The 15,871-nt window shown below is 44.6% G+C and carries 10 protein-coding genes; 6 read left to right on the forward strand and 4 right to left on the reverse strand.

Annotated elements, in window-relative coordinates; genetic code table 11:
- The 3 genes from SFV55_RS01020 to SFV55_RS01030 all read right to left on the reverse strand — a co-directional run.
- The coding region (locus SFV55_RS01020) for a TonB-dependent receptor plug domain-containing protein (protein ID WP_320027581.1) at positions 1-752 on the reverse strand (752 nt) is incomplete at its 3' end.
- Positions 745-2,079 (reverse strand): HTTM domain-containing protein, encoded by a 1,335-nt coding sequence (locus tag SFV55_RS01025; protein WP_320027582.1) that lies wholly within the window; start codon positions 2,077-2,079, stop codon positions 745-747. The genes SFV55_RS01020 and SFV55_RS01025, both read right to left, overlap by 8 nt.
- A gap of 74 nt (positions 2,080-2,153) precedes the next feature.
- A complete protein-coding gene (locus SFV55_RS01030; RefSeq protein ID WP_320027583.1) occupies positions 2,154-3,326 on the reverse strand; it encodes a hypothetical protein in 1,173 nt (390 codons plus the stop codon).
- A gap of 380 nt (positions 3,327-3,706) precedes the next feature.
- Here SFV55_RS01030 and SFV55_RS01035 point away from each other — a divergent pair, with 380 nt between their 5' ends.
- The 4 genes from SFV55_RS01035 (at position 3,707) to SFV55_RS01050 (ending at position 12,151) form a co-directional block, all read left to right on the forward strand.
- Entirely contained in the window at positions 3,707-5,548 is a 1,842-nt protein-coding gene (locus tag SFV55_RS01035; RefSeq protein ID WP_320027584.1) for a PQQ-binding-like beta-propeller repeat protein, read from the forward strand.
- A 1,257-nt stretch (positions 5,549-6,805) separates the two neighbouring features.
- Positions 6,806-10,090 (forward strand): sensor histidine kinase, encoded by a 3,285-nt coding sequence (locus SFV55_RS01040; RefSeq protein ID WP_320027585.1) that lies wholly within the window; start codon positions 6,806-6,808, stop codon positions 10,088-10,090.
- 103 nt (positions 10,091-10,193) lie between these two features.
- On the forward strand, positions 10,194-10,868 hold the full coding sequence (locus SFV55_RS01045) for a response regulator transcription factor (protein WP_320027586.1): 675 nt from the start codon (positions 10,194-10,196) through the stop codon (positions 10,866-10,868).
- Positions 10,865-12,151, forward strand: coding sequence for a HAMP domain-containing sensor histidine kinase (locus SFV55_RS01050; protein WP_320027587.1), 1,287 nt, complete (start codon positions 10,865-10,867; stop codon positions 12,149-12,151). Before SFV55_RS01045 ends, SFV55_RS01050 begins: the two co-directional genes overlap by 4 nt.
- On the opposite strand, the gene SFV55_RS01055 is transcribed toward SFV55_RS01050, so the two are convergent.
- Complete coding sequence (locus SFV55_RS01055; RefSeq protein WP_320027588.1) at positions 12,135-12,551, reverse strand: EamA family transporter; 417 nt, start codon at positions 12,549-12,551, stop codon at positions 12,135-12,137. The genes SFV55_RS01050 and SFV55_RS01055 overlap by 17 nt on opposite strands.
- A 133-nt stretch (positions 12,552-12,684) precedes the next feature.
- Here SFV55_RS01055 and SFV55_RS01060 point away from each other — a divergent pair, with 133 nt between their 5' ends.
- Positions 12,685-15,096, forward strand: a complete 2,412-nt coding sequence (locus SFV55_RS01060; RefSeq protein WP_320027589.1) for an outer membrane beta-barrel protein — start codon at positions 12,685-12,687, stop codon at positions 15,094-15,096.
- Positions 15,097-15,238: 142 nt separating this feature from the next.
- On the forward strand, positions 15,239-15,790 hold the full coding sequence (locus tag SFV55_RS01065) for an RNA polymerase sigma factor (protein WP_320027590.1): 552 nt from the start codon (positions 15,239-15,241) through the stop codon (positions 15,788-15,790).
- The last annotated feature ends 81 nt before the right edge of the window (positions 15,791-15,871 follow it).

The following is a 15,871-nucleotide window of genomic DNA, read 5'->3' on the forward strand; positions in this document are numbered from 1 at the left end:
TCGGGTTTACGAAAACGGAAATTGAGCAAACCTCCAAACTGGGTGCCGTATTGCAAAGAGGCTGCCCCCCGTACAATCTCAATCCGCTCCAGCGCTTCCATCGGTGGGGTGTAATAACTTTCGGGATAGCCCAGCGGATCAGCGCTAATGTCGTAGCCATTCTGGCGGGTATTGAAGTTGGAAGTGCGGTTGGGGCTCAAGCCTCGTCCTCCAATGCCCAATTGTAGTCCGGCGCCATCGCTTTCCCAAATGTTCAGCCCGGGTACTTTGGCAAAAACCTGGCGGGCATTGTTGGTGGCTAGATTGGCTGTTGATTTACTCAGGTCAATGACTTCCGTTTTTTTACCTTCATAAATTCCAAAATTATCCACGCCCGAAAGGTACTCGCGGTTGAAGGTATTACTGCGCGTGCCGCTGATTTGTACCTGTTTCAAGGTATTGCTGCGTTCATTGATGCGCAGGTTCAACGCTATTGGTGTACCTGTATATTCAATACTTTGTTGAAACGGACTACAGTTGAGGCAGGATAAGGCCAGGGTATAATTGCCAGCAGGAATATCCTTAAAAACAAAATACCCCTTTTCGTCACTGACGGCCAGGTATTGGTTGGTATTGAGGGTGATCTGAGCGGCTACCACGACTTCTTGATCCTCAAAGTGAGCAAAACCGGAGATTTGAGTGAAGCCCCACCAGGGACTCAACACACACAAACCCCAGATAAATGCGACTAATCCTTGTTTTTGTTTATTCATACAACCAATATTTGTGCCTCCAACCATCGTGCAGATGAGTAAGGTCGAGTTGGGGATCAAAATACAAACGGCTGGGACGACCATTGAGGGTCACATACACCTCCGCACGTACTTTGGGCTCTTTTAAACCTTGTTTTTCGTAGTGTTGTTTTAAAAAATGGGCATATTGCAGGATCAGATCAGGCTGCATGGCCATTTGTTTTTCCTGATGGCTGCACAGGAATTCACTGTTGACCACCATCCCTTCCCTGCCACTTTCCCGATCCTGGACGTAAAATTGGGCCGTACCTGCTTTTTCCATAAGCATTACCCGCCAGCTAAAACGATATCCTTCTTCCGTCCAAAAAATATTTCCAGGATACAAAAGATACCGAAATGGGGACAGTAGTTGAAATGCTACATACAATGCCAGTAGAGACGCCATGCCTGGCGTCTTCGTGGTTTGTTCTTGTAGAGACGCCACGCTTGGCGTCTCTACCGGCGACCCTAATTTCAATATTCTCCGAATACCCTCCACAAATTTTTGATGAAAAGCATCGCTGAAGTAAATCGGTGTAATCCCGATCATCACCAATGGGAAAATACCGATTTGAAACATCATGCCAGTAATCGCATGAAAAAACACAATGGCCAGATAGGCCAATAAGCGGCTGCGCGGCCACAATAGCCAGCCTATAATGCTTACATCAAACAGCATACCTGCCCAACTGAAGACATAAGCAGTCCAGGAATGAGGCATCAAAAAACCAAGCAAGGGTAAATCGTCATGTGCAGGCAGCCAGATGCGCAGGGGAAGTGCTTCGATCAGCCAATCGTAGTTGATTTTGGCAATTCCGGCAAAAAAATAAACCGTAAAAACCTGAAAACGCAGGATGAACACATTGCGTTGGGGCACTAGTGTGCGAGCAGATACTGCTCCTCGCCATACATCTACCGAACAATAACCGTGTGCAGGTACAAAACACAACAAAAGGGCAAAAAGACTGACAAAATAATAGTGATTGAGGTAGTAGGTGATGTCAACCAACTCAACGTAGGTAAAACAGAGAAAAAACAATGGTGCTGCTATCCGATAAAATGCACCAAGCATTATCCCTAACGAAGCCAAAAGCATCACGATGTGAATGGCATACATCCATTCAGCAGGTAAAAGTGGCACCCATTCAAAACCAAAATATTTGAACTGCACCTTCGATGCTACAAAATGATCTTCTACCCAACCCAGAGCCATGAAGCGGGCAGTACTGAAAAAAGTCAAAGCCCCAAAGAGTATGCGTGCATATACGAGGGGATAGATGGAAGTAGGCTTATTGAGCCAGGACAGCATAGTTAGGTATTTGGAACATATAGATTGGTGGGTTCCGCTATCATACGGAGCCCACCAATCTATAGTTTATCGAGTTAACGCGCTTGTTCAGATACCCAGTTCTTCTTAAAATCCTCAATCTCAGTATCACTAAATGCGTAAATGCTCTTGAGTTTAGTGATGATCTGTTGGAGTTTGGGCAACTCGTTCAGCGGATCAGTTAGGAAAACATAAGGCTTGGGAGTCCCATTCAATGGGTAATTGAGTAGTGCCAGCAACTCGTCTATTTGTGCATCAGTGATCTTCCGGCCAGAAGTATTTAAGGTACGCCAGCCATGCAGGAAGCCAATGGCTTCGTTCAAAGCATGCAGCGCCCCTGCTTTTTGAGCATCGGTTGGATTGGTTGAACTCAGGGTTGAAATGCCCGAATGGCAATAATTGATCACGGTGGCAGCATTTATCTTTTCCCAGGCACTTTGGATGTTTTCAAAGGCTTCCAACATTTTAGCATGGTTGGCGGGAGTGGCTTTGGCTGCGGCTTGAGCGGTGATCAAGGCCACTTTCATCTTCGTATAAAGACCGCTTCCGTCGTTTTTATCGCGGCGGGCACCATAGTTGGCCATAAAGCGATCGATGTCTGCACCATGTTTAGACGCGTTGTCACTACTTTTGAACAATGGAGATGCACCGTACATGGCCAAAAGTTGGTCGGCTTTGGCTGGGGTAAATTCAGTGTGGCTAGCCATCAGGCTCAGTGCTTGGTTGTACAAGGCTGCACCAAAAAGCCCTTTTTCCACCAATTGCTCCAACTCCACGCCTGTTTCATCAAACAGATAAGCTCCATAGGTTCCGCCATTTCCGGTAGTAACCCCAGGTACAAAAGTCCCTCCGGAAGCTTTCGCTAGCTCACTTAAAAAGCCGGTCGCGCCTTCTATTTTTCCATTGTAGTAAGCACTGGTGTACGATTTGAGGCTGGTTGTACCTCCAGTATAAATCGAATTGAGGGCATTGGCATCTACTTTGGTACCAGTTGCACGCCCTTTTTTCATTTCATTCGTAAGGTTGATCAAAGCTGTGCGTACTGTGCTGTGTGTGGTGGTGTTGGCGACATAGTTGGTTCCATCATAGATGTCAGGAATGATGAGGATCTCTTCATCGTCATCCTTGTTGTCGCAAGAAATCAATAAACTGCCTAGAGCCAGTGGTAGGCAGATGAATACAAGCTTTTTCAGGGCTTGTTTGAGAACAGTCGTAGTTTTGGTTTGCACTTCTGTTTATTTTTATTTAGACAAAATTTAGATAGTGCAAATATACAACGCTTTTTAGCCCAGATACAATACCAAAACTTAGTGAGGAGTACCTAGCATTAGGTAAAGTAAGTTAGTGATTTATATTACCCGATTCTTTTATTCCTTCACTACCGGCCCGCCAATCGCTCACCGTATTGCGAAGCAGAGGTAGCTCAAAACCCCTGACTGACCTTCATACCCCATCCCAATCGTTCGGATGACAAAACCAATCATTGGGAAGGTAATTTCGCCCATTCGGACAATTTAACTATTACATTAAAAGCAATTTATGCACCTTGTATGCAAGAAAGAATGCTTCCCTGAAACCGTTTTTCAAATGACCAAAAACAGCCAAAACCATGCAAAAGCTCATTACAATCAGTGCACTGCTGTTTTGCTTAATTAACATCAGCTTTGCCCAGAATGCCAGCCTGGCCATCCCTAAAACTACTCTCGATCTGGGTGAAAAAATTTTCCTCAACACTTGTGCAAACTGCCACAACAGCACCTCTACCCTCAAAACCAATGGCCCCAATATTGCGTTGTTGACAGGCATGTCGCCCCGGGCCATCCACAGCGCTTTGAGCAACGGTAAAATGCAGGCCCAGGGCCTTGCACTTTCAGATGAAGAACGAAAAGCCGTTGCCCAATGGATCACCAAGCGCCCCTTGGTGGAATACACTATGCCCAAAGAGGCTTTTACCACCTTCAGCCTACCACCCAAGGCGGCCTACAATTCGGGCTGGGGTGGAAATCTGGAGGGCACCGGTTTCAACACCCAAAGCAACATCAATGCAAGTAACGTTGCTTCACTCAAAATCAAATGGGTTTTTGCCTTTCCTGATGCTACTCAGGTGCGCAGCAAGCCCGCTGTTGTAGGTGACTGGCTAATCGTAGGCAGTCAATTTGGAGATGTATACGCCCTGGATCAAAAAATGGGTAAAATTGGCTGGCACTTTAAAGGAAGTGCAGCAATCAGGGGGGCTATTGCAATTGCCCCCACTGCCAAAGGTCTGGGAGTTTATTTTGCCGATTATGCCACCAATGTGTATGCACTGGATTTGGCTACGGGCAAACTGATCTGGCAGGCCAGAGCCGGAGAACATCCCTACTCTGCGGTTACGGGTTCGGTAGCGGTGTATCAAAACAAGGTGATTGTGCCGCTCACTTCTTTTGAAGTCATTTCTGCCCAAGATCCCAATTTTCCTTGTTGTAGCTCATCGGGTGAAGTAGTGGCCCTCAATGCCGAAAATGGCAGTTTTATCTGGCGGCATCGCGTGATCAAAGAAAGTGCAAAAGTTCAGGGCCAAAAGAGCAATGGCCAACCTTTTTATGGTCCATCTGGCGGGATTGTGTGGTGCAGCCCCAACATTGATGCCAAACGAGGCCTGGTGTACATCGGAACGGGCGAAAACTATACCAACCCTGCAACCACTACCAGCGATGCCATTCAGGCTCTGGACCTAAAAACCGGCAAACTCATTTGGACTTATCAAGCTACCCCTCACGACACCTGGAACCTTGGCTGCCCTGGCAAGCCCAACTGCCCCGAAAAAGTTGGACCTGATTTTGACTTCGGCATGGCACCCATTTTGGTCAAGGGAATGAATGGGCAAAAAGATAGGTTGGTGGTTGGCCAAAAATCCAGTGTTGTACATGCCCTGGATCCCTCTACGGGCAAATTGCTTTGGCAAACCCGCCTCGGAAAAGGAAGTGCACTTGGCGGCGTTCACTGGGGTATGGCTACCGATGGCCGCTATGTTTACGCGGCTAACGCCGACAACAAACATGCCATGTTTCCTTACGAGAATGAGGATACTACCCTCAAAGCCAATCCTGGCCTATTTGCCCTGGATTTGCAAAATGGCAAAATGATCTGGAAACAGTCCACTCCCGATTGCTCCCATATACCCAACTGTATGACGGCCAACTCCGCGGCCCCCTTGGTCTTACCAGGTTTGGTTTTTGCGGGTACCCTGGATGGCCATATGCGGGCCTACGATACAAAAGACGGAAAGGTGTTATGGGATTTTGATACCTTAAAGGAATTCCCGACTCTCAATGGTATTCCTGGCAAAGGTGGCTCCATCGACGGCCCCTCGCCGGTAGCCGTAGGCAATCGTTTGTTTGTGAATTCAGGGTATCAGTTTTTCGGAGGAATCCCCGGCAATGTGCTGATTGCTTTTGAGTTGGAGGAGTAATTGGGATACTTTTAACTCAAAGTAGTGTTCTGGCAGCTTGATTTTCGCGGCTGCCAGAACACTAATGCTATCATTGCTTTACCGCTTTAGTTCAATACCATGAAAGGCCTATCGTTATTTCTTCTGCTCCTTTCCATTCAGGCTCTTGCTCAAAAAGGGTCGGTATTTTCCATTGATAGCTTGCCAAAAGAGGGTATTGTGCTCAATCAAGGTTGGAAATGGCATGCAGGGGATGATCCAGATTTTTCCAAAATGGATTTTGATGATTCAAATTGGGACCCAATTGATCCTAGCCAGGATCTTGTAGATTTACCACAGCTTCAGAAAGCTGAAATTGGGTGGTTACGGCTGAAAATCAGGCTCTCATCCACACTACTTTCTCATCCCATGATGTTGAACATCCAACAAGCAACTGCGACCGAAATATATGTAGATGGGAAAAAAAAGGCTAGATATGGCACCATCGATTCTTCTCGTATAATTGCAGTATATACTGTCATTAAGTTATTAGACCTTCCTATCGCTCATGACTCAGTTGTGTTGGCAGTAAGGGTTGCTTGTCAAAAAGGTTTACCCCGTAGCAGGTTTGCAGGCCAAGGTAATTACTGCTTTAGCGCAAAACTCACACCTTATAGTTACCTGGATACGTTATTTTTCAAGTCAAAGGAACAATCTGGGTATGCACTAGCCAAAACAAGCAGTTTTACTATATTATTTATTCTTCATTTCATGTTTTTTTTGTTTTACCCTTCCCAAAAAACACACTTGTATTTTTTTGGTATGGCTTTCTTTTTTGCGATCCATCACTTTATATGGTTGATGGTTATTTTGTCGTTGCCCGTTCTCAATATTACTTGGTTACTCTATTTGGGTCTTATCCGAGTACCTACCCTTGGCGTTGGTTATAGTCTATTGTTAACAGCGATTTACGCTATCTTGGGGTATAAAAAAGATTTGATTTTCTGGATTGTTCTGTTTTTAACTTTATTATTGACCCTAAATGGTTTTTTAAACTATAAAACTGGTATCCCAATTTTAGAATCTTTTACAATTTTGATCAATTCCATAGCAGCCATTTATATCACGATTAAAGGATTATTGGATAAAAAGCGTTTCGCCAAACTATTACTAGTGGGGATATTTCTCTCCTTAGTTGGATGTATGGCTCGTTGGCTTCCTTATTATGGATTTTTCCCGGAATTTCTACTTTCACCTTTATCTACTTTTTTTGAACTCATTGGAATTTTAAGTATCCCAATGTGTGTTTCAATTCTTTTGGGGCAAGATTTTGCCAGAACCAGCAAAAATTTGCAACAAAAGCTGGATGAAGTTCAACACCTATCCGAGGAAAAACAACAAATTCTCTCCGCCCAAAAGGAAACCCTGGAATATCAGGTAAAGGAACGCACTGAGGAGTTATCTCTTAAAAACCGGGAACTGGAAATCGAAACCGCCCTGGAGCGCGTCCGCGTTTTAATGATGCAAATGCAACACAGTCATGAACTTCCAAACACCACAGCCAAAATTTTTGATGAATTAAAAGGATTGAATCTGCTACCTGCCGATGCCGCCCTGATGCTGAGTTTAATTGATCCTGAAAAAGGGGTAAGTAAACATTGGGCCACCGGGGAGGAATTTCAGGGCGAAGCCGAAGAGCACCAGATTCCCATGCACGAACATCCTCTGCTTATTCAAACCCTGGAAGCCTGGAAACAGCAAGAACCTGTGCTGATCCGAGACCTCAGCGGAACCGAGTTGCACGAGTTTTTACAATACTTGCTCAATTTACCCGCTTTGAAAAACAGTGATTTGGTGAAAAATCGCTGGACTCCCTTACCCGACCGCCTGATTTGGACGGAAACTACGTTCAGTCAGGGCCTGTTGAGTGTGCTGAGTTCGGTGCCTTTGGCTGAAGAAAGTATCTCTATACAAACGCGCTTTGCTAAGGTTTTTGAAATGACTTATCGGCGTTTTTTGGAGTTGCAAAAAGCAGAGAACCAAGCCCGCGAAGCTCAGATCGAAGCAGCATTAGAAACGGTGCGCAGCCGAACCATGGCCATGCACAAAAGTGAAGAGTTACAGGACGTTGTCAATGCCATTTTTGAACAATTTAAGGTGCTCAAAATTGAAATAAGTACCGCCAACATTCTGGTTTTTTTAGAGAACAGCCAAGACATTAATTGCTGGACTTCTAACTACAAGGATCGTTCTTTTCACATCCCTTTTGCCAATGTCCCTGTTTTGATGGATTTACATCAAGCAAAGCAAAATGGACAAAAACTATTGTCAAAAAGTTATACCATTGGGGATAAAAACCAGTTGTTTGAATACTTTTTTGAAAAGACAGATTTTAGGGATATTCCAGCAGAGCGCCAAAAACAGATTTTTTCATCCGATAAATATGCTTTGTCATCTGCTTTTTCCAGCAACGTTGCTATACAACTGACCAGCTATTCAAGAGACTCATTTTCCGAGGGTGAAAACAAGATTCTACTAAGATTTGCAGATGCATTTTTCCAGGCCTATACCCGCTTCCTGGATTTACAAAAAGTGGAGAATCAAGCCCGCGAGGCCCAAATTGAAGTCGCTCTGGAACGAGTTCGCAGCCGCACCATGGCTATGTACAAAAGTGAAGAATTATCTGAAGTGGCAGCAGTGCTGTTCCAGCAAATCAGACTATTGGGCGAATTGCCTGACCGATTGAGTATCGGAATTTTTGAGGAAGAAAATGACCGGGCCCAGGTATGGACTACCGACCAAACGGGATTTCAGCTTAGTGGCCGTTTTTTTGCACGTCTAGATGAAGAAACTTCCGTGCAAAAAATGTACCCCTGTTGGAAGTCAGGTCAAAAAACCCAGATTATTGACCTTCAAGGAGAGGAATTCAAGAAATGGCTCAAGTTTGTAAAAGAAGAGTTGAAGATTAACGTAGATGAAACCCGCTTTCAGGGTCGAAGGGTACATAATATCGCCTATTTCTCGCATGGCTGGCTTGACGTCCTTGCTTTGGAGCCCATTTCACAAGAAATGCTTGGCATTTTACTCCGGTTTGCCAACGTGTTTAGCCTCTCATACACCCGCTTCCTGGATTTACAAAGAGCAGAAAAACAGACCCGGGAAGCCCGAATTGAAGCCTCTTTGGTAAGAATTCGCGCAGAAATAGCCTCCATGCGAGGACCCGAAGACCTGCAACACATCACCCCCTTGATTTGGAAAGAACTGACCACTCTCCAAGTCCCTTTCTTCCGTTGTGGCGTTTTTATTGTAGATGAAGCGCTCGAAAAAGTTCATACTTACCTTTCAACTCCAGATGGTCAGGCTATTGCATCCTTCTACTTGCCTTTTGATAGCGAAGGGCCTACTTCGCAAATAGTAGCACACTGGCGCAAACAACAAATCTTTCTCGATGATTGGGATGAGTTACAATTCCAAGCATGGGCACAAAGCCTCGTCAAGCAGGGCGTTATCCCCTCCAGCGAAACTTATACATCCTATATGCCAGCTCGTCTTTTTTTGCATTTTATTCCATTTTTGCAGGGGATGCTCTATGTGGGCGGTGAAGCCCCATTGACTCCAGAAGAAACACAGGTGGTGCAATCATTGACTGCAGCCTTCGCCACTGCATATGCACGGTATCAGGATTTTACCAAGCTTGAAGCAGCCAAGCAACAGGTGGAAAGCACTTTAAAAGAGCTTCAGGCCACTCAAGCCCAACTTATCCAAGCTGAAAAACTGGCCTCCCTCGGCGAACTTACCGCTGGAATCGCCCACGAAATACAAAACCCGCTCAACTTCGTGAACAATTTCGCCGAGGTCAGCACTGAAATGCTGGACGAAATGAAAGAAGAAATAAAGGCTGGCAATACCTCTGAAGTCATCGCCATAGCTGATTATTTGGAGCAAAATCTCACAAAAATCAACCACCACGGCCAACGTGCCTCCTCCATCGTCAAAGGAATGCTCGAACATTCGCGGGCATCGACTGGTAGAGACGCGATGCATCGCGTCTCTACGGACATCAACGCCCTCGCCGATGAATACCTGCGCCTCGCCTACCACGGCCTGCGGGCAAAAGATGACAATTTCAACTGTAAATTGGAAACCCATTTTGACTCCGATTTGCCCCTGGTTTCCGTCATCCCACAAGACATTGGTCGGGTGTTGTTGAATTTAATCAATAATGCTTTTTATGCGGTTGCTGAGCGTAGCCGAAGCACGGTTGCTGAGCGTAGTCGAAGCACCGTAGGGGCACCCCTCGCGGGTGCCCCTACCCCATACCAACCCACCGTCACCGTTTCCACACAAAAAACAGATGATCAAATCATTATCAGTGTCCAAGACAACGGCGACGGAATCCCCGAAGCCATTCACAACAAAATCTTCCAGCCCTTCTTCACTACCAAACCCACCGGACAAGGGACCGGATTGGGGCTGAGCTTGGCATATGATATTGTGACCAAGGGGCATGGGGGGAAGTTCAACTTTCAATCGAATCCTGGACAGGGCACTACCTTTTTCATCTGGCTTCCAATTCCAGGTTAATTTGATTTTTTACTGCAAAATGAAGGTACAGCTATATTTTGGACTGGACAATTCATCCAACTTCTTCAAAAAAAATTCAAAATTGTGCGCGTAAACTTGCAGCATGAAACTGCTTATCATTGAAGACGAACCAGCACTGTCAAAAAGTATTGCTACCTACCTTGCTGGGGAAAGCTACCTGTGCGAATTTGCTGATACTTTTGCTAAAGCGCTAGAGAAAATCGCGTTGTATAGTTACGATTGCATTTTACTCGATCTAATGCTTCCAGGCGGTAGCGGGCTCAAAATTTTAGAAGAGCTCAAACGTCAAAACAAAACGGATGGAGTAATCATCATATCTGCTAAAAATGCGCTGGAAGATAAAATCCTGGGTCTACAAATTGGTGCTGATGACTATCTGGCCAAACCTTTCCATTTATCCGAATTGACTGCCCGTATTCATGCCGTAATCCGCCGCAAGCAATTTGGCCACTCCAACCTCATCAAACAAAACGAATTGGAAATTGACCTTTTGGCTAAATCTGTACAGGTAAAGGAAATTCCGGTGCTACTTACCAAAAAGGAATTGGATTTATTGCTTTATTTCATTGGAAACAAAAATAGGGTAATCTCCAAAGCCGCGCTTGCTGAACATCTTTCGGGCGATCTCGCGGATATGCTGGACAGCCACGATTTCGTATATGCCCACATCAAAAACCTAAAGAAAAAACTACACGAAGCCGGTTGTGATTCCTACCTGAAAACGATTTATGGTGTTGGCTACAAATGGGAGCTATGAAGCAGTTGCTCAATAAACCTCTGCGGGCTTTTGCTGGCTATGCATTTTTGATTTTGTTATGCAGCATTCCGGCCTATTACTACTTTATGGATTACATCTGGATTTCGGAATTAAATGAGCACAATAGAATCATCGCTGAAAAAACCAGGTATAACCTCAATGCGATTGCCAATCAGGATTCTACGCTTGCTCAGATGATAGGACTCTGGAACAAATTACAACCCAATACTGATCTCCAACCCACTCAGACCATCCAACCCGATAGCATTTACAACCTTTACAAACAAAAGCCCCATGCGCCCAATCAAGACATTGATCGCTTTCAAGGTTTGGTGACGTATTTCAGTGTTCAAGGCCAACCCTTCAGGTTCAGGGTAGAAACCAACGTTGAAGAATCATACGAAACCATTTTGACAATCACCGGAGTTACCCTGGTGTTTTTTGTTTTTTTGGTGCTTGGGTTTATTTTGATTAACAAAAGAATTTCTTCACGATTGTGGCAACCATTTTATGCTACCCTCCAAAAACTTCGGGCATTCAGCCTGGATAAGCAGCAAAACATCGTTTTCGAACCGACCAATATTGCTGAATTTGAAGAGTTAAACCAGGCTTTAAGTAGCTTGATAGAATCGAATCTTGGAGTCTACAAACAACAAAAAGAATTTACTGAAAATGCTTCGCATGAGTTGCAAACCCCCATCGCAATTGTACAATCCAAACTGGACTTGTTGCTGCAAAATCAAAACCTTACCCAAGAGCAGTCCAGCTACATCGATGATGCCAACCAGGCTTTGGCCAGGGTGTCACGCATCAACAAAAATCTGTTGCTGTTGGCTAAACTTGAAAACGCACAATATGCCCGCCAGGAAAGCATAAACCTGAGCGAATTGCTCTCCGATACAGTTTTGTTGTTTACAGATTACGCGGAGGGAAAAAATATTCCCATCAACACGATACTTGAACCCGGTGTATCTGCGACTGGCAATAAAGTACTGGTAGAAATTTTGTTGACCAACTTGGTTCTCAACGCCATCAAACACAACACTGGTCATGGCAGCATCCAAATAAAGCTCTCTCCTGATCGACTAGTCATTGCTAATTCAGGCACAACTGCCCTGCTTTTTGAACAATTGTTCAGACGTTTTGGACGTGCATCTACGCAGACTCCGAGCACAGGACTAGGACTGGCCATTGTTAAAGAAATTGCCACTAGGCACAATTGGACAATCTCTTACGAATTTCAAGACAATTGGCACTATTTCTCCCTTATTTTAACACCATAACAAGCGTCCCCGCAATGATCAAAGTTGCCCCAAGGGCAGTTTTTAAGGACAAACTTTCACCCAGAAAAACAACCGATAACACGATGGTCAAAGCAACGCTTAGTTTATCGACTGGAGCTACTTCAGACACTTTGCCCAATTGTAGCGCTTTGAAATAAAACAGCCAGGATAGCCCAGTTCCAATTCCCGAAACCAGCAAGAATAATAGATTCTGTTTTGACAAAGTATGGATTTCTTTTGCTTCATTTCTGAACCATACAATGCTCCACGCAAGTAGCAAAACTACCACGGTGCGAATAGCAGTAGCAAGATTTGAACTAACATTTGCCACCCCTAATTTGGCAAAAATAGCGGTTAGTGAAGCGAACAACGCTGATAAAATAGCATAGACCCACCACATAATTGTACAATTTATGTTTCTTCAAGAACTTTAAGTTATCGCCCATCAAGTTCAGAATTTATTCTAAATCGACACCCAACTTTGCGCCATTAACCTTAAAACAATAGTTCAAGCCCTAAATCGATAAGCAATCATGGGTTTTTCAAAATACCTTTTAATCTCCCTACTGGTTTTTCCAGCTTTGTTAGGCGCTCAAAGCGCTAAAGCCACACTTTCGGGTATGGTAAAAGACGCGGCTACCAAATCCCCTTTATCATTTGTAACGGTGATGTTCAAATCGGCCAAAGACAGCAGCCTGATCAGTGGCAGCATCAGCAACGAAGAAGGTCGTTTTAGCGCAACAGACTTGAGTAGTGGAACGTACATCCTGGAACTGAGCTTGGTTGGGTACCGCCGCATGGTGCAAAACATTGAAGTGGGCAAACTGAGTTCTTTTTTAGACCTCGGCATAATCGAACTTCAAGCAGAAGCCATCCAATTGGGCGAAGTAGTAGTAAGCGGTCAACAGGATGAAGTAAGCAGCCGCATGGATAAAAAAACCTTTTCATTGGCCGACAACCTCAGCCTCAGTGGCGGCTCCGTGCTGCAAGCCATGCAAAACCTACCTGGTATCACCACCGACAACGATGGTAAAGTGCTACTGCGCGGCAGTGATAAAGTCATGGTATTGATTGATGGCAAACAGACTGCCCTGACGGGTTTTGGCAACCAAAAAGGTTTGGACAACATCCCCGCTTCGGCGATTGAAAAGATCGAAATCATCAACAACCCTTCTTCAAAATACGACGCCAACGGCAATGCGGGCATCATCAACATCATTTATAAAAAAAGCAAAGAGGAAGGCTGGAATGGAAAAATAGGAGTCATGGCGGGACTGGGTGCGCTATGGCCCAAAGCTGAGAGCTTGCCCGACGTACGTCCCCAATACCAGGCTACACCTAAATTTAACCCCTCCTTGGCGCTCAATTACCGCCACAACAAAATCAATGCTTTTTTACAAAGTGATTGGTTGTTGGACAAAACCTTGAACCGCAACGAATTTACTTCTCGAACTTACGAGGATGGCAACATCATTCGCCAACAAGTGCAGCGCAACCGCACCACTACTAACATTGCAGCAAAAGCTGGCCTGGACTATAATATTACCGCCAACGACGCGCTAACCATTGCTGGATTGTACAGCAATGAGCACGTATTGGACGATGGTGACATTCCCTATTTCAACGAGGATTTATCCACCCGACGCCGCCTTTGGTTGTTTCATGAAGATGAATACAATACGGCCTTTACGGCTTCGGCAGTGTATCAACACAAATTCAAACAGGCGGGGCACACCCTCAATATGAGCTTCAATTATACCTTTCACCGCGAGGATGAAAAGTACTTTTTGACCAATCGGATGCCGACCTTCACCGGGCGAGACACGTTTATGCTCATCGCGGATGAAAGCGTCAGCGACTTGAATGTGGACTACGTAAAACCCCTAAAGTACGGTCGTTTTGAGTCAGGACTCAAGCTGCGTAGGCGCTACATCCCTACCAATATGCGGTTCATGCCAGGTCTCAATTCTCCACTCGATACCAATGCTGCGGGTTGGGCCAATTATGGCGAAACCATCCCTGCACTGTATAGTAATTACGTTTATGAGCGCCACCGGTTTGAATTAGAAGCAGGTTTGCGCATGGAATATGTGCGACTGAACTATACCGTAAATCCAGACCACAATACCTACAAGAGTGATGGCTACAACTACATCCAGCCTTTTCCAAGTGTACGTTTGAGCTACAACCTTAAAAATAACAGCAAATTGTCTCTGTTTTACAACCGCCGGGTGGATCGACCCGACGAAGGGGACATCCGTATTTTTCCCAAATATGATGAACCCGAAATTTTGAAGGTAGGCAACCCAGCGTTGCGTCCTCAGTTTACCAATACTTTTGAATTGGGTTACCGCAGTTCTTGGCCTAAGGGCTACTGGTATTCCGCTTTGTATCATCGTATGGTTGATGGTACCAAAGTACGCATCGGGACCATTGTACCGGGCAGTACGATCATTTACAACATTTACCAAAACGCTAGAAACAGCTACAATACTGGCTTGGAAGGGGTTGTACAACAAAGTGTCAATAAATGGTTTTCGTTCAGTGCCAATTTGAATATTTACCGCAACACCATTGATGCTTTTACAGTAGAAAACAAATACCCGGTGCCTTCAACTTTTTCTTCCAGTAAAGAAACCTATACTTCGGGTAGTGTCAAATTGAATGCGGCCTTTCAACTGCCTAAACGAACCGAAATCCAAATAAGTAGCATTTATCTTGCCCCTGACATCATTCCGCAAGGTGAGATCGGCGCACGTTTTTCGGTCAATATCGGGATCAAAAAGACCATTCAAAAGGGCAAAGGAGAACTGTTTCTCAACGGATCGGATGTATTGAACACCCTCCAAATCCATAAAAAAATCAGCGGAACAGGTTTTTCCTATGTAACGACTGATTATTATGAAACACAGGCTTTTCGGGTGGGATATAGTTGGAAGTTTTGATTGTCTGGATCAAATTATAGTAGACTAACTAACCCCTGACTTTATTTTAAGGCTAAAGAATTTCTAAAAAATTTGCGACGAACCCACGTTGCTTTAACAACCAGCTGTATATATCCATATCGGCACTACGAGAACAAACAAAATGACAAAAGACGACTTACAAGAGGTCATTAATGGCTGTCTTTTGGGCAATCGAATAAGCCAAAAGGCATTATATCGACATTTCTATAGCTATGGTATGAATGTCTGTAATCGCTATGCAAGGTCAGAAGAGGAAGCAGAGGAAATGCTGAATGATGCCTTTTTGCGAATTTTTACGAAAATTGATTTGTACGATGGTCAGCGCTCTTTTCTGGCTTGGCTACATACGATTGTTGTGCGCTCCGCAATCAATTATTTGAAAAAATATCAAAATAAACCCTTGACTGTAGGTGTAGAATTGGCAGAACAGCGAACAATTTCGGTTAGCGCAAATGTCTTGTCTCAAATGTCTGTTGATGAAATTATTATATTGGTTCGGCAGTTGCCTCCGTCCTATCGAATGGCTTTCAATTTAGCTGTTATTGAAGGCTATTCTCATGTTGAAATAGCAGCAATGCTCGGCATTTCGGAGGGCACAGCACGATCCAATTTAATGATAGCGCGGCAAAAACTACAAATGATGGTTTCACAGTTGAATAAAATCAGCATATGAATGATGAAAACTTCGACAAAATTTTTGGCGATAAATTGAAAGAGGGTAAAGATTTTGCTTTCACAGAAGCCAAATGGCAGG

This window comes from Haliscomenobacter sp. (genome assembly GCF_033763495.1).
Classification (GTDB): Bacteria; Bacteroidota; Bacteroidia; order Chitinophagales; family Saprospiraceae; genus Haliscomenobacter.

Excerpts from the sequence above, each read along its gene's own strand:
- SFV55_RS01050 (WP_320027587.1), top strand. The coding sequence starts at position 10,865 with ATGAAGCAGTTGCTCAATAAACCTCTGCGGGCTTTTGCTGGCTATGCA.
- SFV55_RS01065 (WP_320027590.1), top strand. The coding sequence starts at position 15,239 with ATGACAAAAGACGACTTACAAGAGGTCATTAATGGCTGTCTTTTGGGC.
- SFV55_RS01045 (WP_320027586.1), top strand. The coding sequence starts at position 10,194 with ATGAAACTGCTTATCATTGAAGACGAACCAGCACTGTCAAAAAGTATT.
- SFV55_RS01060 (WP_320027589.1), top strand. The coding sequence starts at position 12,685 with ATGGGTTTTTCAAAATACCTTTTAATCTCCCTACTGGTTTTTCCAGCT.
- SFV55_RS01040 (WP_320027585.1), top strand. The coding sequence starts at position 6,806 with ATGTGTGTTTCAATTCTTTTGGGGCAAGATTTTGCCAGAACCAGCAAA.
- SFV55_RS01025 (WP_320027582.1), bottom strand. The coding sequence starts at position 2,079 with ATGCTGTCCTGGCTCAATAAGCCTACTTCCATCTATCCCCTCGTATAT.
- SFV55_RS01055 (WP_320027588.1), bottom strand. The coding sequence starts at position 12,551 with ATGTGGTGGGTCTATGCTATTTTATCAGCGTTGTTCGCTTCACTAACC.
- SFV55_RS01035 (WP_320027584.1), top strand. The coding sequence starts at position 3,707 with ATGCAAAAGCTCATTACAATCAGTGCACTGCTGTTTTGCTTAATTAAC.